Raw genomic sequence first — 19,958 nt, forward strand, 5'->3', positions numbered from 1 at the left:
GAGTGTCCTACCTTCGGGTGCGGAACAACGGTCGCACAGCGTGGTGCGTCCACTCCGAAACGTACCTGCCCTGCGAAGGTGGAACGCGTGAAGGCAATCCGTCGATTCACCGTGCGTCCCGTCCTCCCCGACCCCCTTCGACCCCTCAGCGAACTGGCGCGCAATCTGCGCTGGTCCTGGCACGAGCCCACCCGCGAGCTGTTCCGCTCCGTCGACCCCGACGGCTGGCGGGCGGCCGAGGGCGACCCGGTGCGGCTGCTGGGCTCCGTCACCGCGGCGCGGCTGACCGAACTCGCCGCCGACGCCGACTTCCTCGCCGCCCTCGCGGCGGCCGCCGACGACCTCGACCGCTATCTGCGCGAACCCCGCTGGTACCAGGCCCAGCACAGCGAGCGGCTGCCGGCCGCCGTCGCGTATTTCTCGCCCGAGTTCGGCGTCACCGCCGCCCTGCCCCAGTACTCCGGCGGCCTCGGCATCCTCGCCGGGGACCACCTCAAGGCCGCCAGCGACCTCGGCGTCCCGCTGACCGGCGTCGGCCTGCTCTACCGGCACGGCTACTTCCGCCAGTCGCTCTCCCGGGACGGCTGGCAGCAGGAGCACTATCCGGTGCTCGACCCCGGCGAGCTGCCGGTCACCCTGCTGCGCGAGCACGACGGCAGCCCGGCCCGCGTGACGCTGGCCCTGCCCGGCGGCCGGCGGCTGCACGCCCACATCTGGGTCGCCCAGGTCGGCCGGGTGCCGCTGCTGATGCTCGACTCCGACGTGGAGGAGAACGGGCCCGCCGAACGCGATGTCACCGACCGGCTGTACGGCGGCGGCAGCGAGCACCGGCTGCTCCAGGAGATGCTGCTCGGCATCGGCGGCGTCCGCGCCGTGCGCGCGTACAACCGGCTCACCGACGGGCCCGAGCCGGAGGTGTTCCACACCAACGAGGGCCACGCCGGCTTCCTCGGCCTGGAGCGCATCCGCGAACTGATGGGCACCGGGCTCGACTTCGACGCCTCGCTCGAAGCGGTGCGCGCCGGCACGGTGTTCACCACCCACACCCCCGTCCCGGCCGGCATCGACCGCTTCGACCGCGAGCTGGTCGCCCGCCACTTCGGCGAGGACGGCGAGCTGCCGGGCGTCGACGTGGCCCGGGTGCTCACGCTCGGCCGGGAGACCTATCCGGGCGGCGACCCGGGCGTGTTCAACATGGCCGTCATGGGCCTGCGGCTCGCCCAGCGCGCCAACGGCGTCTCCACGCTGCACGGAGCGGTCAGCCGGCAGATGTTCGCCGGGCTGTGGCCCGGCTTCGACGCCCAGGAGGCCCCCCTCACCTCCATCACCAACGGCGTCCACGCGCCCACCTGGGTCGCCCCCGAACTGGCGGGGCTCTGCGGCCGGGCCGCCGACGTGCCCGACCGCGAACTCTGGGACCTGCGGCGCACCCTGCGCGAACAGCTCGTCGCGGAGGTACGCGAACGGCTGCGGGCTTCCTGGCGGCAGCGCGGCGCCGGCTCGGCCGAACTGGGCTGGATCGACTCGGTGCTCGACCCCGACGTGCTCACCATCGGCTTCGCCCGCCGCGTCCCCTCGTACAAGCGGCTCACGCTCATGCTGCGCGACAGGGAGCGGCTCACCCGGGCGCTGCTGCACCCCGAACGGCCCGTGCAGATCGTCGTCGCGGGCAAGGCGCATCCGGCGGACGACGGCGGCAAGCGGCTCGTGCAGGAGCTCGTGCGGTTCGCCGACGACCCGAAGGTGCGGCACCGGATCGTGTTCCTGCCGGACTACGGCATGGCCATGGCCCGGCGGCTGTACCCCGGCTGCGACGTCTGGCTCAACAATCCGCTCCGCCCGCTGGAGGCGTGCGGCACCAGCGGCATGAAGGCCGCGCTGAACGGCGGTCTCAACCTGTCGGTCCTCGACGGCTGGTGGGACGAGTGGTTCGAGCCGGACTTCGGCTGGGCGATCCCCACCGCGGACGGCGCGGCCGCGCTCGACGAGGAGCGGCGCGACGACCTGGAGGCGCACGCCCTGTACGAGCTCGTCGAGAAGCGCGTCGCGCCCCGGTTCTACGACCGCGGCCCGGACGGCGTCCCGCTCCGCTGGACGGAGATGGTCCGCCGGACGCTCACCGACCTCGGCCCGAAGGTCCTGGCGGACCGCATGGTCCGCGAGTACGTGGAGCGCCTGTACGCCCCCGCCGCGCAGGCGCACCGCGCCCTCGGCGCCGAGGCCGCGCGGGAACTGGCCGCCTGGAAGGCCGAGGTGCGGGCCGCGTGGCCGCAGGTCAGGGTCGAGCACGTGGAGCTGGGCGAGGACCTCGGCGAGGCGGAGCTCGGCGCGACGCTCGTCGTCCGGGTCCGCGTCGCGCTCGGCACGCTCCGGCCCGAGGACGTCGAGGTGCAGGCGGTCGCGGGCCGCGTCGACCCGGACGACGCGATCACCGGCGCCCGCGTCAGCGTCCTGAAGCCCACGGGCGCCCCGGACCTGGAGGGCCGCCGGCTGTACGAGGGTCCGCTGGTCCTCGACCGCACCGGCCCCTTCGGCTGCACGGTCCGCGCCCTGCCGAGCCATCCGCTGCTCCCCGACCCGGCCGACATGGGCCTGACGGCCCTCCCGGCGGAGTCGCGGGGCGAGGGCGCGGGCGTCCTGCTGCGCTGACGGCGCACGGGGGCGGCCTCGCCGCCGCCCCCGTCGCCTTTCCTCCCGACCGGCTCAGGCGATGACCGCGACGTCGGTCAGGCGGTCGTCCGTGAAGCAGAGCCGGTACACCGGGACCGCCGCCAGGAGGGTCGTGCGGTAGTACTGGCAGGCGTCCGCGCCCGCGGGTTCCGGCGGCGCGCCGTGCGGCGGGCCGTCGAGGGGGGCCTCCGGCAGCAGCGCGGCGGCCTGGGCGCGGGTCTGCCCGGTGTGCACGGCCTCGTACCGCTCGCGCGGCAGGTACGACTGGTACTGGGTGTACAGCCCGACCCCGGCCATCAGCGCCGCGAGCCCGGCCAGCAGCGCCAGCGGCACCCACACCACCCGCGCCAGCCCGCGCCGCACCTCGCGGCGGGCACGGTCCAGTTCCCGCGCCGACGTCGGCGCGGCGACCGGCGCGGGCGGGGCGGCCACCAGCGGCACCCGCGCCCGTACGAGGAACCCCCCGTCCGGCGTGGCCTCGTGCACCAGGCTGCCGCCCGCGAGCCGGACCCGCTCGTCCAGGCCCACGAGCCCGGTGCCGCCCGAGGCGAGCCCGAGGGGCGTGCCGGGGCCGGTGACCACGACGGCCTCGGCCTCGTCCCGGGAGGCCCGCAGCTCCACCGTCACCTCGGCCCCGGGCGCGTGCTTGGTCGCGTTCGTCAACGCCTCCTGGATCACGCGGTGCAGGGCCCGGGCGGACATGGCGGGCAGCTCCGGCAGGCCGTGCGGGGCGACCGTCAGCGTGACCGGGACGCCCGACGCCGCGGCGCGGGCCACCAGATGCTCGACGGACTCGTCCGCCGGCGTCGTCGGGGCCGGCGCCCCCGGCTCGTCCGCGCGCAGCACGCCGATCACGTCGCGCAGCCGCGCCGTCGCGTCCGCCGCCGCGCGGCGCAGCTCGCCCGCCGCCTCCTGCTGGGCCCTGCCCAGCGCCGGGTCGACCTCGAGCGCCGCGGCGCGCAGGGCGATCAGGGACAGGTCGTGGCCGAGGGAGTCGTGCATGTCCCCGGCGATGCGGGACCGTTCGCGCAGCCGCTCGCGGTCCGCGACCGCGGCCTGCTCGCGTTCCATCCGGTGCGCCAGCTCCCAGCCGTTGCGGACCAGCCGGTCGTACGTGCGCACGTACCGGCCGATCAGCCACGGCGCGACCACGGCCAGGGCCAGCACGAGGAGCTGGGTGAACCACTGGCCGAGCGGGGCGCCCGTGACGAGCGTCAGCGCGAGCCCGCCGGCCGAGGCGGCGCCCAGCAGCCAGAGCGCGGGGCGGCTGCGCTCCTGCCGGCGGCCGGCGAGATAGCCGAAGGCGAGCAGCGCCGGGGTGAACGAGGCGCTGTACAGCTCCGCCGAGACCACCAGGCTCGCGCCGAGCGCGATGCCGAGCGGCGCGAGGGGCCACCGCCGGCACAGCGCCGTGCCGAGCGCGAGCACCGCGAGCCCGGCCGCGACCTCGGCCCACGAGCCGCCGTCGTTCGGGTCGGACCGCAGCAGCACCGGGAGGCTCACCAGCGCCCACAGCCCGCCGTCCACGAGCCCGCGCCGCCACCGCCCGGTCACGCCTCGGTCACCAGGCCCGCCTCGTACGCCAGGACGGCCAGCTGGACGCGGTTGCGCAGGGCGAAACGGGCGAGGACCGCGCTGACATGGGCCTTGACGGTGCCCTCCACCACGTGCAGCCGGTCCGCGATCTCCTGGTTCGACAGGCCGGCGCCCACCAGGGCCACCACCTCGCGCTCCCGCTCCGTGAGCGGGGCGAGCCGGTCCCGCGCGCGGCTCGTGCGGGCGAGCCGTTCGCCGCCGAGGGTGTCGATGACGCGGCGGGCGATCTCGGGCGAGAGGAACGCCGCGCCGCCGGCCACCGCGCGCAGCCCCGCCAGGAGTTCGCGCGGGTCCCCGGACTTCAGCAGGAAGCCGCTCGCCCCGCCGCCGAGCGCGCGGGCGATGTACGCGTCCTCGGAGAACGTCGTCAGCATCACGACCGCCGTCTCCGGCAGCGTCCGCCGCAGTTCCTCCGCCGCGGCGAGCCCGTCGAGGCGCGGCATCCGGATGTCCAGCAGCGCGACGTCCGGCCGGTGCCGACGCGCGAGCTCCACCGCCTCGTGGCCGTCCGCCGCCTCGGCGACGACCTCGACGTCCGGGTCCGCCCCGAGGATCGCCCGCACCCCGGCCCGGATCATCGTCTCGTCGTCCGCGAGCAGCACCCTGATCATGCGCTCCAGCCTAGGCGGCGCACGCGCGGCGGCCCGGAGGGAAGTCCCTCCGGGCCGCCGCTCACGGGTCCTCCCGGCTTACGGGAAGGTCAGCTTGAAGCTGTTGATGTAGCCGGTGTCGATCGAGGCCTTGTCCTGGACGCGCAGCTTCCAGGCGCCGTTCGCGACCTCGGAGGAGGCGTTCACGGTGTACGTCTGGACGAGGTTGTCGGCGCTGCCGCCGGACCGGTTGTGCAGGTTGTAGACCGAGCCGTCGGGGGCGACGAGGTCGACGACGAGGTCACCGCGGTAGGTGTGGACGATGTTCACGTCCACCTTGAGCGTCGACGGCGCGTTGCCGGCGATGCCCGTGACGTTGACCGTCGAGGTCACCGCGGCGCCGTTGTCCGGGATGGACACGTCGGCGGTGTTCTCGAAGACCTTGCCGGTCGGCGGCTCGCCGCCGCCGGGGCGGGAGCCGACGTTGATCGCGGCCCAGGCGTGCTCGACCGCGAGCACCTCGGGGCTGCCCGCGCCGTACAGCTCGGTGGCCACCGCGACGGTGCCCGTGCGGGCGCCGGCGTAGTTGGTGCTGGAGCCGAACTTCGTGGTGAGCGCCTTGAACCAGATCAGCGAGGCCTTGTCCCGGCCGATGCCGGTGACGGGCAGACCGTCGGAGGTCGGCGAGTCGTAGGTGACCCCGTTGACCGTCTTGGTGCCGCTGCCCTCGGAGAGCAGGTAGTACCAGTGGTTCGCCGGGCCGGACGAGTAGTGGACGTCGATGCTGCCGATGCCGGAGTACCAGTAGTCCTTGGACGAGCCGTCCTTGCTCGGCTTGTCCATGTACCGCAGCGGCGTGCCGTTGCCCCGGATGTCGATCTTCTCGCCGACCAGGTAGTCGCCCGGGTCCTGCGCGTTGTTGGCGTAGAACTCGACGGCCGCCGCGAAGATGTCGGAGGTCGCCTCGTTCAGGCCGCCGGACTCGCCGCTGTAGACCAGGCCGGCGGTGTTCGAGGTGACGCCGTGCGTCATCTCGTGGGCGGCGACGTCGATCGACGTCAGCGGCTTGAGGTTGCTGGCGCCGTCGCCGTAGGTCATGCAGAAGCAGGAGTCCGACCAGAAGGCGTTCACGTACGCGTTGCCGTAGTGGACCCGGGAGTACGCGCCGACGCCGTCGCCGCGGATGCCGTTGCGGCCCTGGACGTTCTTGTAGTAGTCCCAGGTGAGCGCCGCGCCGTAGTGCGCGTCCGCGCCGGCCGTCTCCAGGTTCTGGGGGGTGCCGTTGCCCCAGACGTCGGTGCTGTTGGTGAACAGCGAACCGGTGCCGGAGGTGCCGCGGTTGAGGTTGTACGTCTTGTGGTTGCCGCGGGCGGTGTCGGTCAGCGTGTACGAGGGGGCGGTGCCCAGCGTCACCTGGCCGCTGTACTGCGTGTTGCCGGTGCCGGTGTGGATCGCCTGCCACTCGTAGAGCTTCGCGCCGGTGCGGGCGTCGGTGACGACGTGCAGCTCGTTGGGCGTGCCGTCGTGCTGGAGGCCGCCGACGACGGTCTCGTACGCGAGGACGGGGGCGCCCTGCGCCATCCAGACGACCTTGCGCGGGGCGCGCTCGGCGGCGGAGTCCTTCGAGCCCTCGGCCTTCGCCGCGGCCACGGCCTGCTTCTCCGCGGCGGCCGGGGCGACGTCGGCGCTGAGGTCGACGTTCTTCAGCTGGGCGCGGGAGGACTTGGTGACCGACTGCGTCACGCCGGCCGCGGACTCGGCGACGATCAGGTCGCCGCCCAGGACGGGCAGGCCGGCGTAGGTGCGCTCGTAACGCGTGTGCGTGGTGCCGTCGCGGTCCTTGACGACGTCGCGGACGACCAGCTTCTCCTGCGCGCCGAGGCCGAGGGCCTTGGCCGTGTCGGCCTTGTCGGCGTCGGCGGCCTTGATGAGCGCGGTGCGCTCGGCGGGGGAGAGGGCGGCGGGCAGCTTGCCGGGGTTTGCCTTCCCGGCCGCCTGCGCCTTGGGAGCGGCGGCGAAGCCGTCGGCGTTGGCGGAACCCTGGAAACCGGCGGCGAGCATCGCGGCGGCCGCGATCAGCGCGCCCGTCGCGGTGGCGCGACGGCTTGGCGTGGATCTCACGCGAACTCCTTTTGCGAGGGGGGTACCGGACGGTTGGGTGGACCGCCCGGGCGGAGCAAACAGAGCTGTGGAGCGCGAACGGTGGTGCGAAGAGCCGGGGAGAGAGTGACAGTAATGACGGGGACCTGTCATGAGTGCGTCGGCAAAATGGCCGGAAACTGTTCGCTGCCCGTAAGCCGCCGTTCGCTGACCGGACATCATGCGGCCCGGGGCCACCTCCGGCGCGGCCCGGGCCCGTACGCCCCAGCCGCCCCGGCCGGGTGGGACGGGCGGGCCGCGCCCGTGCGCGTCAGACGAGGCTGTCCTGCCACGCGCGGTGCAGGCCCGCGAACCGGCCCTTCTCCGCGGCGAGTTCGGCCGGTGTGCCGTCCTCCACGATGCGGCCGGACTCCATCACCAGGACCCGGTCGGCGATCTCCACCGTCGACAGCCGGTGGGCGATCACCACCGCCGTACGCCCGGCCAGCACCGTGTCCATCGCGCGCTGCACCGCCCGCTCGCCCGGCACGTCCAGCGAACTGGTCGCCTCGTCCAGGATCAGGACCGCCGGGTCGGCCAGCAGCGCGCGGGCGAAGGCCACCAACTGGCGCTGGCCCGCCGAGATACGGCCGCCCCGCTTGCGCACATCGGTGTCGTAGCCGTCCGGGAGGCCCGCGATGAAGTCGTGCGCGCCGATCGCCTTCGCCGCGTGCTCGATCTCCTCGCGGCTCGCGTCCGGGCGGCCGATCGCGATGTTCTGTGCGACCGTCCCCGAGAACAGGAACGCCTCCTGCGTCACCATCACCACACCCCGCCGGAGTTCCGGCGTGGCCAGATCCCGCAGGTCGACCCCGTCCAGCAGCACCCGGCCCTCGGTCGGGTCGTAGAACCGGGCCAGCAGCTTCGCCAGCGTCGACTTGCCGGCCCCCGTCGAGCCGACCACCGCCACCGTCTGCCCGGCCGGGATCGTCAGGCCGAAGCGGGGCAGCACCTCGCCGCCCGTGCGGTACGCGAACCGCACGTCCTCGAACACCACCTCGCGCCCGGGCCGGCCGTCCGCCCGCGCCGGCAGCGCGCGCGGCGCGACCGGCTCCGGCACGGTCGGCGGCTGGGCCAGCAGCCCGGCGATCTTCTGCAGCGAGGCCGCCGCGGACTGGTAGGAGTTGAGGAACATGCCCAGCCGGTCGATCGGGTCGTACAGCCGCCGCACGTACAGCACCGCCGCCGCCAGCACCCCGAGCGCCAGGGTCCCGCCGGCCACCCGGTACGCGCCCCACAGCACCATGCCCGCGACCGCGGTGTTGGCGATCAGCCGCGAGCCCACCACGTACTGCGCCATCTCCAGCAGGCCGTCGCCGTTGGCCCGTTCGTGACGGTGGTTGAGCCGCCCGAACTCGGCGTCGTTGGCGGCCTCCCGCCGGAACGCGCGGACCGGACGGATCCCGTTCATCGTCTCCGCGAACTTCACGATCACCCCGGCGATCGCCGTGGACCGCTCCGCGAACACCACCGAGGCGCGCCGCCGGTAGCGCCGGATCATCAGGTACAGCGGGCCGAACGAGGCCACGGCCACCGCCCCGATCCCCAGGTCCAGCCAGAGCAGCATCGCCGAGATGTACACGAACGCGAGGACCACGCCGACGAGTTCCTGCAGGCCCTCCGCGAGGAGTTCGCGCAGCGACTCGACGTCGGCCGTGGCCCGCGAGATCAGCCGGCCGGAGGTGTAGCGCTCGTGGAAGTCCAGGCTGAGCGCCTGCGCGTGCCGGAAGATCCGGTCCCGCAGCTCGCGCAGCACGTCCTGGTTGACCCGGGCGGAGACCCGGCTGAACGCGTACTGGAGGAACCCGGCCGCGGCCGCGCAGCCCAGATAACCCGCGGCCACCGCGACCAGCGGGCCGTACGCGTCACGGCGCAGCGCGGGCACCGCGCGGTCGAGGGCGTACGCGACGAGCAGCGGCCCGGCCTGCACCGCCGCCTGCTGGAGCAGCAGCAGAACGGCGGCGAGCAGCACCCTGGCCCGGTGCGGGCCGAGCAGCGAACCGAGCAGCCGCCCGGTCGCCCGGGGCGGAGCCGGCAACTCGTCCCGGTCGAACGGGTCACCGGACGGGGCCGGTCCGGACGGGCCGGCAGGGGCGGCCACGGACGGAGGGCCGTCCGGAGCGGGCGGGTCGGCCGCGTACGGGGGATCGTCCGGGTCCGCCGCGTTCCTCGGGTCCGCCGCGTCCGTCGCGTACGGGGGTCCGTCCGGGTCGGCTGGGCCGGCCGCGTTCCTCGGGTCCGCCGCGTCCGTCGCGTACGGGGGTCCGTCCGGGTCGGCCGCGTTCCTCGGGGCCTTCGGGTCGGTGGTCATCGTGGGTCGGTCCCCCTGCCGTGCTCGGTGCCGGACATCAGCCAGGCGTACTCGGGGTCGCTGCGCAGCAGTTCGTGGTGGGTGCCCACCGCCTTCACGCGGCCCTCGGACAGCAGCGCCACCCGGTCCGCGAGCAGCACCGTGGACGGCCGGTGGGCGACGACCAGCGCGGTCGTGCCGCGCAGCACCTCCCGCAGGGCCGCCTCGACCAGCGCCTCGGTGTGCACGTCCAGCGCGGACAGCGGGTCGTCGAGGACCAGGAACCGGGGCCGGCCGACCACCGCGCGGGCCAGCGCGAGGCGCTGGCGCTGACCGCCGGACAGGCTCAGGCCCTGCTCGCCGACCTGCGTACCGGCGCCCTCGGGCAGCGCGTCCACGAAGTCCCGGGCCTGCGCGACGGCGAGCGCCCGGCCCAGCGCCTCCGTGTCGTCGTCGCCCGAGGGGCCCGCGCCCATCAGCACGTTCTCGGCCACCGTCGCCGAGAACAGCGTGGGCTCCTCGAAGGCCACCGACACCAGCTCCCGCAGCCGCTCCCGCGGCATCGCCGTGATGTCCTCGCCGTCCAGCAGGATCCGCCCGCCGGTCGCCTCGTGCAGCCGCGGCACCAGCGCGGTGAGCGTGGTCTTGCCGGAACCCGTCGCGCCGACCAGGGCCATGGTCTCCCCGGCCCGGATGTGCAGGTCGACCCCGTCGAGCACCGGCCGCGCGTCCTCGGGCGCGTCCGGGTAACGGAACGACACCCCCTCGAACCGCACCCCGTCCCCGGCGGCCGGCACGGACGTGACCGCGCCGCCCGGTTCCTCCTCCGCCTCGTCCATCACCTCGAAGAAGCGTTCCGTGGCCGTCGCCGCCTCCTGGCTCATCGCGATGAGGAAGCCGATCGACTCCACCGGCCAGCGCAGCGCCAGCGTGGTCGACAGGAAGGCGACCAGCGTGCCCGCCGACAGCTCCCCGTCGGCGACCTGCATCGTGCCGAGCACCAGCGCCGCGCCCACCGCGAGTTCGGGCAGGAACGTGATCAGCGCCCAGATCCAGGCCAGCAGCCGGGCCTTCTCCAGTTCCGTGCCGCGCAGCCGGCCGGTCAGCGCCCGGAACGCCAGCTGCTGACTGCGGTGCCGGCCGAAGCCCTTGACGATCCGGATGCCGAGGACGCTCTCCTCGATCACCGTCGTCACGTCGCCGACCTGGTCCTGGGCGCGCCGCGCGACCAGCGAGTACCGCGTCTCGAACAGGAAGCAGAGCACCACCAGCGGCGCCACCGGCACCAGCAGCACGAGCCCCAGCGTCCACTCCTGGCCCAGCAGGATCACGTACCCCGCCACGATCGTCACCGCGTTGACGAACAGGAAGGTCAGGGGGAAGGCCAGGAACATCCGCAGCAGGCTCAGGTCCGCCGTCCCCCGGGAGAGCAGCTGTCCCGAGGCCCAGCGGTCGTGGAAGGAGATCGGCAGCCGCTGCAGCCTCCGGTACAGGTCCGCCCGCATCGCCGCCTCGACGCCGGCCAGCGGCCGGGCCACCAGCCAGCGCCGCAGCCCGAACAGGCCCGCCTCCGCGACGCCGAGCAGCAGCACGTACAGCGCGCCGAGCCACACCCCGCCGGGGTCCTGCTCGGCCACCGGGCCGTCCACGATCCACTTGAGCACCAGCGGGATCACCAGCCCCAGGCACGAGGCGACGACGGCCACCACGGCCGCCGTCCCCCAGCGCAGCCGCACCGGCCGCAGATAGGGCCACAGGCGCAGCAGCGAACGTACGGCGGACCGGTTCCTGGCGGGCTCACGTTTCTCGGACATCAGGCCCGATCGTAGGGTTCGCCCCTGACGCGGCTCATCTCCATTTCCGGCCGCGCCATCGGCCGATCGGTTGATCCCGGGGACGAGCGGATCGGCCGATGCGCGCGCCCCGCGCCGCCCGGCAGCCTGAGGGCATGGCAATGATCGAGGTACGGGAACTGCGCAAGCGGTACGGCGGTCGCACGGTCGTCGACGGGGTGTCCTTCGAGGTCGCCGAGGGGGAGATCTTCGGGATCCTCGGGCCCAACGGGGCCGGGAAGACCACCACCGTGGAGTGCGTGGAGGGGCTGCGGGTCCCGGACGCCGGGACGGTACGGGTGGCCGGGTACGACCCGGTCGCCGACCGGGACCGGGTGACCCTGCTGCTCGGGGCGCAGCTCCAGGAGAGCGAACTGCAGGGCAAGCTGACCGTCCGTGAGGCGCTGGAGCTGTACGCGGCCTGCTACCCGGACCCCGCCGACTGGCGCGAACTCGCCGAACGGCTCGGTCTCGCGGACCGGCTCGGCGTCCGCTTCGCGAAGCTGTCCGGCGGACAGAAGCAGCGCCTGTCCATCGCCCTCGCCCTCATCGGCAACCCCCGCGTCGTGGTCCTCGACGAGCTGACCACCGGCCTCGACCCGCGGGCCCGTCGCGACACCTGGCGGCTCGTCGAGGACGTCCGCGCCGGCGGGGTGACCGTCCTGCTGGTCACCCACTTCATGGAGGAGGCCCAGCGCCTGTGCGACCGGATCGCGCTCGTCGACGGCGGCCGGATCACCGCCCTCGACACCCCCGCCGGTCTCATCGGCCGGGCCGCCGCCCGCACCGTCGTCACCTTCCTGCCCTCCGCGCCGCTCGACGTCCGCGCCCTGGAGGTCCTGGACGCCGTGGTCTCCGTCGACGAGGCGCGGGACGGCCGGATCACCGTGACCGGCACCGACGACAGCACCGCCGCGCTGCTGTCCCACCTCGCCCGCGAGGGCGTCACCGCCCACCACCTGCGCGTCTCCGACGCCACGCTCGACGACGCCTTCCTCGACCTGACAGGAACCGACCAGTGAGCACCGCGACCCTCCGCCGCACCCACACCGCCGTCCTGAAGGCCGAGGCCCGGCTCTTCACCCGCGAACCGGCCGCCCTGTTCTGGATCCTCGCCTTCCCGACGCTGCTGCTCGTGATCATCGGCTGCATCCCGGTGTTCCGGGAGCCGAGTCCCGACCTCGGCGGGCTGCGCACGGTCGACCTCTACGTGCCGATCGCGATCCTGCTCGCCACCATCACCTCCGGGATCCAGTCCATGCCGCCGCTGCTCACCGGCTACCGCGAGCGCGGCATCCTGCGCCGCATGGCGACCACGCCCATGAAGCCGGGGGCGCTCATCGGCGCCCAGATCGCCCTGCACGGCGCCGCCGTCCTCGCCTCGGCACTGATCGCCCTGGCCGTCGGCCGGCTCGTCTTCGGCGTGGCCCTGCCCCGGCAGCTCGGCGGCTATCTGCCGGCCCTGGTCCTGGCCGCGCTCTCCGCCCTCGCGCTGGGCGCGGCGATCTCCGCGATCAGCCGCACGACCAAGATCACCCAGGCGGTCGGCTCGGCGGTATTCTTCCCGGCGATGTTCACCTCGGGCGTCTGGCTCCCCGTGGCGGCCATGCCCGGCACCCTGCGCGACATCGTCGGCCTGACCCCCTTCGGCGCCTCCGCCCGCGCCCTCGATCAGGCCGCCGCCGGCCAGTGGCCGGGGTGGACGCACCTCGCGGTGACCGCCGTCTGGACCGTGGTCCTGGTCGCCTTCGCCCGACGCCGGTTCACCTGGGAGTGAGGGACGCGTGACGCCGACACCGGCCGAGCAGCGCTGGGCCCAGTTCTACGCGTACGGCCCGTACGCGCTGCTCGCCCTGTCCACGGCCGTCGGCGCCGCCATCGTCGGCGAGACCATGACGACCGGCGAGCTGTACGCGGCCGGTGTCCTGCTCGTCGCGATGCTCGCCCTGCAGGGGTGGTGGAGCGCCGCCAACGGCCTGGCGCTGCCCCGACCCTCGCTGCGCGGCGAGTGCTACTACGCGACGCGCACGGTGCTCGCCTTCGCGCTCACCTGGCTCAACCCGTTCTTCGCCATCCACGCCTCCATCGGCTACTTCGACGTGGCCCACGTGGTCCGGCCGCGGCTGCTGCGCCCCGCGCTGCTGGTCGTCGCCGCCACCATGGCCGGCTCGCAGTCCGGCGGGCTGCCGCCCCGCTCGACCACCCAATGGCTGGTCTTCGGCGGTCTGTTCGCGGTGAACGCCGGGCTCTCCGCGGTCTTCGGGCAGATCAGCGCCAAGGAGGCAGAGCACGCCCGCGAGAAGGCCGCCACCATCGACGCCCTGGAGCGCGCCCTCGCCGAGAACGCCGCGCTCCAGGCACAGCTCGTCGTCCAGGCCCGCGAGGCCGGCGTCGCCGACGAGCGCCGCCGGCTCGCCGCCGAGATCCACGACACCCTCGCGCAGGGCCTGACCGGCATCATCGCCCAGCTGCAGGCCGTCACCGCCGCCGAGGACCCCGAGGCGGCCCGCGTCCACCTCGACCGGGCGCAGGCCCTCGCCCGGCACTCCCTCGGCGAGGCCCGCCGCTCCGTGCAGAACCTGGCGCCGGCGGCCCTGGAGCACGACGGACTGCCCGGGGCCCTGCGCAAGACCGTCACGCTCTGGGCCGAACGCACCGGCGTGGACGCCCGGTTCACCGTCACCGGCGCCGAGGAGCCGCTCCACGACGAGGTCGCCGCCACGCTGCTGCGGATCGCCGAGGAGGCCCTGGCCAACACGGCGAAGCACGCCGGAGCCACGCGCGCCGGCGTGACCCTCTCGTACATGGGCGACGAGGTCACCCTCGACATACGCGACGACGGCCGCGGCTTCGACCCGGCCGCCCTGCGTGGCCGCACCGCCGAGGGCGGGTTCGGCCTGCCCGGCATGCGGGCCCGCGCCGCCCGGATCGCCGGCGAGGTCGCGGTCGAGGCCGAACCGGGGGCGGGCACCGCGGTGAGCGCCCGCGTACCGTTGGTGCGCCATGACTGAGCCCCGGACCATCACCCTGCTGATCGTCGACGACCACCCGGTCGTCCGCGACGGGCTGCGCGGCATGTTCGCCGCCGATTCCGCCTTCACCGTCCTCGGCGAGGCGCCGGACGGCGTCGCGGCCGTCGCGCTCGCCGAACGCCTCGACCCCGACGTCGTCCTGATGGACCTGCGCATGCCCGGCGGCGGGGGCGTCGACGCGATCGCCGAGCTGACCCGGCGGGGCGCCCGCTCCCGGGTCCTGGTCCTCACCACGTACGACACGGACTCCGACACCCTGCCCGCGATCGAGGCGGGCGCCACCGGCTACCTGCTCAAGGACGCGCCCCGCGAGGAGCTGTTCGCCGCGGTCCGCGCCGCCGCCGACGGCCGCACCGTGCTCTCCCCGGCCGTCGCCTCCCGGCTCGTCACCCGGGTCCGCACCCCGGCCGCGCGACCCGTGGACGACACGCTCTCCGCGCGCGAGACGGAGGTCCTCGCCCTGGTGGCCAAGGGCACCTCCAACAAGGCCATCGCCGCCGAACTCTTCATCAGCGAGGCCACGGTGAAGACCCACCTCACCCACATCTTCGCCAAACTCGACGCCAAGGACCGCGCCGCCGCGGTCGCCACCGCCTACGACCGCGGCATCCTCGGCGGCCCCGGAACCCAGAAGTCCTAACCCGCCACCCGCAGCAGCACCACCGAGCGTTCCGCCACCGTGAAGCGCTCGCCGCCGCGGTGCAGCGTCCCGGGGGGCCGGGACTGGTCCTCGCGGGAGGTGTCCACGACCAGTTCGTACGACTCCGCCCACGGCGGGCCCGGCAGCGTGAACTCCACCGGGCGGGGCGAGGCGTGCAGGACCGCGAGGAAGCTGTCGTCGGTGACCTGCTCGCCCCGGGCGTCCCGGCCCGGTATGTCGCGGCCCGAGAGGTACAGGCCGATCGTCGACGTCGGCGCGTACCAGTCCCGCTCCGTCATCTCCGCGCCGTCCGGCGTGAACCAGGCCAGGTCCCGCAGCCCGTCCGCGCCCTGCGGGCGGCCGTCGAAGAACGCGCGGCGGCGCAGCACCGGGTGGCGGTGGCGCAGGGCCAGCAGCCGCGAGGTCAGTTCCAGCAGCCCGCGGGGGCCCTCCTGCTCCGGCAGCGACCAGTCCACCCAGCCCAGCTCGTTGTCCTGGCAGTACGCGTTGTTGTTGCCGCCCTGCGTGCGGCCCATCTCGTCGCCGGCGACCAGCATCGGCACCCCGGTCGACAGCAGCAGCGTCGTGAGCAGGTTGCGGATCTGGCGGCGGCGCAGCGCGTTGACCGCGGGGTCGTCGGTCTCGCCCTCCACCCCGCAGTTCCAGGCCCGGTTGTCGTTCGTGCCGTCCCGGTTGCCCTCCCCGTTGGCCTCGTTGTGCTTGCGCTCGTACGTGACCAGGTCCCGCAGCGTGAACCCGTCGTGCGCGGTGACGAAGTTGACCGAGGCGTACGGGCGGCGCCCGCCCCAGGCGTACAGGTCGCTGGAGCCGGACAGCCGGTAGCCGAGGTCCCGCACGTCGGGCAGCGCGCCGCGCCAGAAGTCCCGTACCGCGTCCCGGTAGCGGTCGTTCCACTCGGTCCACAGCGGCGGGAACGCGCCCACCTGATAACCGCCGTTGCCCACGTCCCACGGCTCGGCGATCAGCTTCACGCGGCGCAGCACCGGGTCCTGCGCGATCACCGCGAGGAACGGGGACAGCATGTCGACGTCGTGCATCGAGCGGGCCAGCGCCGCCGCCAGGTCGAAGCGGAAGCCGTCCACGCCCATCTCGGTCACCCAGTACCGCAGGCTGTCGGTGATCAGCCGCAGCACCTGCGGCTGCACCACGTGCAGGGTGTTGCCGCAGCCGGTGTAGTCGGCGTACCGGCGGGCGTCGGGCTGCAGCCGGTAGTAGCCCCGGTTGTCGATGCCCTTCAGGGAGAGCGTCGGGCCCAGCTCGCCCGCCTCCGCCGTGTGGTTGTAGACCACGTCGAGGATCACCTCGATCCCCGCCGCGTGCAGCGCCCGCACCATCCGCTTGAACTCGCCGACCTGCTGCCCGGCCGTCCCCGAGGCGCTGTACGCGGCGTGCGGGGCGAAGTAGCCGATCGAGTTGTAGCCCCAGTGGTTGCGCAGCCCCCGGCGCAGCAGGTGGTCCTCGTGCGCGAACTGGTGCACCGGCAGCAGCTCCACCGCCGTCACCCCCAGCCGCGTCAGGTGCTCGATCGCCGCCGGGTGCGCGAGGCCCGCGTACGTGCCCCGCAGGTGCTCCGGGACGCCCGGGTGGAGCTTCGTGAACCCCTTCACGTGCAGCTCGTAGATCACCGAGTCCGGCCACGGGGTCTTCGGCCGGCGGTCGTCCGCCCAGTCGTCGTCGTCCTGGACGACGACGCCCTTGGGCACGAACGGCGCCGAGTCCCGCTCGTCGCGCACGGTGTCCGCCACGTGCTGCTGCGGCCAGTCCCGGACGTGCCCGTACACCTCCGGCGGCAGCGTGAAGTCCCCGTCGACGGCCCGCGCGTACGGGTCGAGGAGCAGCTTGGCCGGATTCCAGCGGGCCCCCGTCCACGGGTCCCAGCGGCCGTGCACCCGGTAGCCGTACCGCTGCCCGGCCGTCACCCCCGGCACGAAGCCGTGCCAGATCTCGTGGGTCAGCTCGGTCAGCGGCAGCCGGGTCTCCGTGCCGTCCGGCGCGAACAGGCACAGCTCCACCGCCTCCGCCCCGCCCGCCCACAGCGCGAAGTTGGTGCCCGCCACCCCGTCCGGCCCGGTCCGGCAGCGCGCCCCCAGCGGCGTCGGGGCGCCCGGCCACACTCTCGGCCGCGGGGGCACCGCGACCTGTTCCACGGCAGGGGAGGGCGCCGCTCCCTCCCGCACCGCCTCCTGTTCGGCTGCGCTCGACACCTGTCGGCCTCCCGCGGCTCGTCGGGCCCCGTGCCGCCAGCGAGCGGCGGCGTCCCGGCCGCCCCTCCCCGCACGGGGCCTCCCACCTGTTCTGCCCGGAGCGCCGTGCTCCCAACATGACCGGCGCCCACGTTTCCCCTGGAGGGGGGCAGTCGTTGGGCCGGGCGTGAGACATGCACTGAAGCGGGCGAGGACCTGCCTGGGCCTCGCCCTGGCGGCGGCCGGCCTCCTGGCCGCGACCACGGGCTGCACCGGCGACGGCGGACCCGGCGGGGAGAAGGGCGGCGGGTTCACGCTGCCGCTGCCCGGCCGGGCCAAGGCCCCCGGCGACGTCATCCGGATCAGCCCGGAGGACGGCGCGAAGGCCGTCCCCGCGGACGGCCCGGTCGAGATCGCCGTCGACGAGGGACGGCTCGAACGGGTCTCCGTCGTCCAGATCGAGGACGCCCGCCCGGCCCGCCTGGAGGGCACGATCAGCGACGACGGGCTGCGCTGGCGCCCGGCCGCCGGGGCCCGGCTGGCGCTCGCCGCCAAGTACAGCGTGGACGTGGTCGCCCTGGACGGGGAGGGCCGCCGCTCCGCCCGGCACACCACCTTCGCCACGGTCGTCCCCGAGAAACGCTTCATCGGCTACTTCAAGCCGGAGAACCGCTCGACCGTCGGCACCGGCATGATCGTCTCCTTCGGCTTCAACCGGCCGATCGAGAACCGCGCCGCCGTCGAGCGCGCCATCCGCGTCACCGCGGACCCGCCCGTCGAGATCGCCGGCCACTGGTTCGGCAAGGAGCGGCTCGACTTCCGGCCCCGTGACTACTGGGAGCCGGGCACGGAGGTCACCGTCGAGCTGGCGCTGCGCGACGTCGAGGGCGCGCCCGGCGTCTACGGCATCCAGCGCAAGACGGTCGGCTTCACCGTCGGCCGCTCCCAGGTCTCCCTGGTGGACGCCGCCGCGCACACCATGGAGGTGCGCCGGGACGGCGAGCTCCTGGCGACGCTGCCGATCACCGCGGGCGCCCCGAAGACCACTACGTACAACGGGAAGATGGTGGTCACGGAGATGTACGACGTGACGCGGATGGACGGCCGCACGGTCGGCTTCGGCGGCGAGTACGACATCAAGGACGTGCCCCACGCGATCCGGCTCACCAGCTCCGGCACCTTCCTGCACGGCAACTACTGGGCCTCCGAGGACACCTTCGGCAACGCCAACGTCAGCCACGGCTGCGTGGGCCTGCAGGACGAGAAGGGCGGCAGCTCCGACAGCCCCGCCGGGTGGTTCTTCGACCGGACCCTCATCGGGGACGTCGTGGAGGTCGTGAACTCCCGTGACCGAAAGGTCGCTCCCGACAACGGCCTGGGCGGGTGGAACATGGACTGGGACCGCTGGAAGGCCGGTTCCGCGCTGCGCTGACCCGGTGTCACGCCCCCGCTCGCCGCCGTTGCGCGGCCCCCGGCACGTCCCGGACGAGTTGGGACTGAACGGTGACATTCCCAGTGAACTTTCCGTGGCCGCGGTGTGATTATCTAGCGCCGTGGGCGCGAGAGGACTGCGCCCGGGGGTGCGGGCCGTGGCGGGGCCAGGCCGTGCGAGGGGAGTGGACCAGAGTGAACGGGCAGCCGATATCCGGGGCATCGGCCGTGGCCGGCCGCGGAGGCGTGCGTGGGGGCGTGCGTCTGCGGGCGCTGGCGGCGGGGGCGATGCTGCTTCTCGTCACCGCCTGCGGCGGCGGGGACGCCGAGGGGCCGGGCGCCTCGGGGGACAAGGGCAAGGGCGGCGGCCAGGTCGAGAACGCCGCCTCGCAGGCCGTGGTGACGGTCCTGCCGAAGGACGGCGCGAAGGACGTGGCCACCAGCGGCGCGCTGAAGGTCACCGCCGAGAAGGGCAAGCTGACCACCGTCGAGGTGGCCGACTCCAAGGGCGCCCCGGTCGAGGGCAAGCTGGCCGCGGACGGCGCCAGCTGGGAGCCGGTGCGGCACCTCGCCGCCGGCACGCAGTACAAGGTCCACGCGATCGCCAAGGACGCCGAGGGCCGCGAGTCGGCGAAGGACACCACCTTCACCACGCTGGTCCCGAAGAACACCTTCATCGGCCACTACACGCCCGAGGACGGTTCGACCGTCGGCGTCGGCATGCCGGTGTCCATCAACTTCACCCGGGGCATCACCAACCCCGAGGCCGTCGAGAACGCCATCAAGGTGACCGCCGAGCCGAACGTCGAGATCCAGGGCCACTGGTTCGGCAACGACCGCCTCGACTTCCGGCCGAAGGAGTACTGGGCCGCGGGCACCAAGGTGACCGTGGAGCTCAACCTGGACGGCGTCGAGGGCCGGCCGGGCGTCTACGGCAAGCAGAAGAAGACGGTGAAGTTCACCATCGGCCGCAGCCAGGTCGCCACGGTGGACGCCAAGGCCAAGACCATGAAGGTCGTCCGTGACGGCAAGCTCCTGCGCACGATCCCGATCACCGCGGGCGCGCCGTCCACGACCACGTACAACGGCCAGATGGTCATCAGCGAGAAGTACCGCGTGACCCGGATGAACGGCGCCACGGTCGGCTTCGGCGGCGAGTACGACATCAAGGACGTGCCGCACGCGATGCGCCTGTCCACCTCCGGCACCTTCGTGCACGGCAACTACTGGGCCTCCGCGGGCACCTTCGGCAACGCGAACGTCAGCCACGGCTGCGTGGGTCTGCGGGACGTGCGCGGCGCCGGCGACGGCTCCACCCCGGCGGCCTGGTTCTACAACAACTCGATCATCGGCGACGTGGTGGTCGTGAAGAACTCCAAGGACAAGCAGATCCGCCCGGACAACGGCCTCAACGGCTGGAACATGTCGTGGGAGGAGTGGATCAAGTAGATCCCTCCGTACGGAACGGCCGCGGACCCGGTGCTGTGAGCAACAGCACCGGGTCCGCCGTCGTTAACGGCGACTAACCTGCGTC

At 73.9% G+C, this 19,958-nt stretch carries 13 protein-coding genes; 7 read left to right on the plus strand and 6 right to left on the minus strand.

Annotated elements, in window-relative coordinates; translation table 11 throughout:
• Positions 1 to 87: 87 nt before the first annotated feature.
• Positions 88 to 2,649: an alpha-glucan family phosphorylase gene (gene glgP, locus ACNJ93_RS22485; protein ID WP_418959227.1), complete on the plus strand. Its 2,562-nt coding sequence runs from the start codon at positions 88 to 90 to the stop codon at positions 2,647 to 2,649.
• A 54-nt stretch (positions 2,650 to 2,703) separates the two neighbouring features.
• Here glgP and ACNJ93_RS22490 read toward each other — a convergent pair whose 3' ends face one another.
• The 5 genes from ACNJ93_RS22490 to ACNJ93_RS22510 form a co-directional block, all read right to left on the minus strand.
• Positions 2,704 to 4,224, minus strand: a complete 1,521-nt coding sequence (locus ACNJ93_RS22490; RefSeq protein WP_418959228.1) for a sensor histidine kinase — start codon at positions 4,222 to 4,224, stop codon at positions 2,704 to 2,706.
• Positions 4,221 to 4,877, minus strand: coding sequence for a response regulator (locus ACNJ93_RS22495; protein WP_418959229.1), 657 nt, complete (start codon positions 4,875 to 4,877; stop codon positions 4,221 to 4,223). The genes ACNJ93_RS22490 and ACNJ93_RS22495 overlap by 4 nt, the downstream gene beginning before the upstream one ends.
• Positions 4,878 to 4,955: 78 nt before the next feature.
• On the minus strand, positions 4,956 to 6,977 hold the full coding sequence (locus tag ACNJ93_RS22500) for a M4 family metallopeptidase (RefSeq protein ID WP_418959230.1): 2,022 nt from the start codon (positions 6,975 to 6,977) through the stop codon (positions 4,956 to 4,958).
• A gap of 289 nt (positions 6,978 to 7,266) precedes the next feature.
• Positions 7,267 to 9,306, minus strand: a complete 2,040-nt coding sequence (locus ACNJ93_RS22505; RefSeq protein WP_418959231.1) for an ABC transporter ATP-binding protein — start codon at positions 9,304 to 9,306, stop codon at positions 7,267 to 7,269.
• Positions 9,303 to 11,099: an ABC transporter ATP-binding protein gene (locus ACNJ93_RS22510; protein WP_418959232.1), complete on the minus strand. Its 1,797-nt coding sequence runs from the start codon at positions 11,097 to 11,099 to the stop codon at positions 9,303 to 9,305. The genes ACNJ93_RS22505 and ACNJ93_RS22510 overlap by 4 nt, the downstream gene beginning before the upstream one ends.
• 134 nt (positions 11,100 to 11,233) lie before the next feature.
• Here ACNJ93_RS22510 and ACNJ93_RS22515 point away from each other — a divergent pair, with 134 nt between their 5' ends.
• From ACNJ93_RS22515 to ACNJ93_RS22530, 4 genes are read left to right on the plus strand one after another with little or no spacing between them, the layout of a single operon-like run.
• A complete protein-coding gene (locus ACNJ93_RS22515; RefSeq protein WP_418959233.1) occupies positions 11,234 to 12,139 on the plus strand; it encodes an ABC transporter ATP-binding protein in 906 nt (301 codons plus the stop codon).
• Positions 12,136 to 12,894: an ABC transporter permease gene (locus ACNJ93_RS22520; RefSeq protein WP_418959234.1), complete on the plus strand. Its 759-nt coding sequence runs from the start codon at positions 12,136 to 12,138 to the stop codon at positions 12,892 to 12,894. The genes ACNJ93_RS22515 and ACNJ93_RS22520 overlap by 4 nt, the downstream gene beginning before the upstream one ends.
• A gap of 7 nt (positions 12,895 to 12,901) precedes the next feature.
• Positions 12,902 to 14,128, plus strand: a complete 1,227-nt coding sequence (locus ACNJ93_RS22525; RefSeq protein ID WP_418959235.1) for a sensor histidine kinase — start codon at positions 12,902 to 12,904, stop codon at positions 14,126 to 14,128.
• The gene (locus ACNJ93_RS22530) at positions 14,121 to 14,789 is read left to right on the plus strand and encodes a response regulator (protein ID WP_418959236.1); all 669 of its coding nucleotides are present in this window, start codon (positions 14,121 to 14,123) and stop codon (positions 14,787 to 14,789) included. Before ACNJ93_RS22525 ends, ACNJ93_RS22530 begins: the two co-directional genes overlap by 8 nt.
• Here the strand turns inward: ACNJ93_RS22530 and glgX are convergent.
• On the minus strand, positions 14,786 to 16,987 hold the full coding sequence (gene glgX, locus ACNJ93_RS22535) for a glycogen debranching protein GlgX (protein ID WP_418961493.1): 2,202 nt from the start codon (positions 16,985 to 16,987) through the stop codon (positions 14,786 to 14,788). The two genes, ACNJ93_RS22530 and glgX, sit on opposite strands and share 4 nt — an antisense overlap.
• 193 nt (positions 16,988 to 17,180) lie before the next feature.
• Between glgX and ACNJ93_RS22540 the strand changes: the two genes are divergently transcribed.
• Together ACNJ93_RS22540 and ACNJ93_RS22545 are read left to right on the plus strand one after the other, a co-directional pair.
• Entirely contained in the window at positions 17,181 to 18,425 is a 1,245-nt protein-coding gene (locus tag ACNJ93_RS22540; protein ID WP_418959237.1) for an Ig-like domain-containing protein, read from the plus strand.
• Between the two features lie 194 nt (positions 18,426 to 18,619).
• Positions 18,620 to 19,873 (plus strand): L,D-transpeptidase, encoded by a 1,254-nt coding sequence (locus ACNJ93_RS22545; RefSeq protein ID WP_418959238.1) that lies wholly within the window; start codon positions 18,620 to 18,622, stop codon positions 19,871 to 19,873.
• Positions 19,874 to 19,958: the final 85 nt, after the last annotated feature.

Origin of the sequence: Streptomyces tritici (assembly GCF_048500665.1) — a bacterium.
Lineage (GTDB): Bacteria > Actinomycetota > Actinomycetes > Streptomycetales > Streptomycetaceae > Streptomyces > Streptomyces tritici.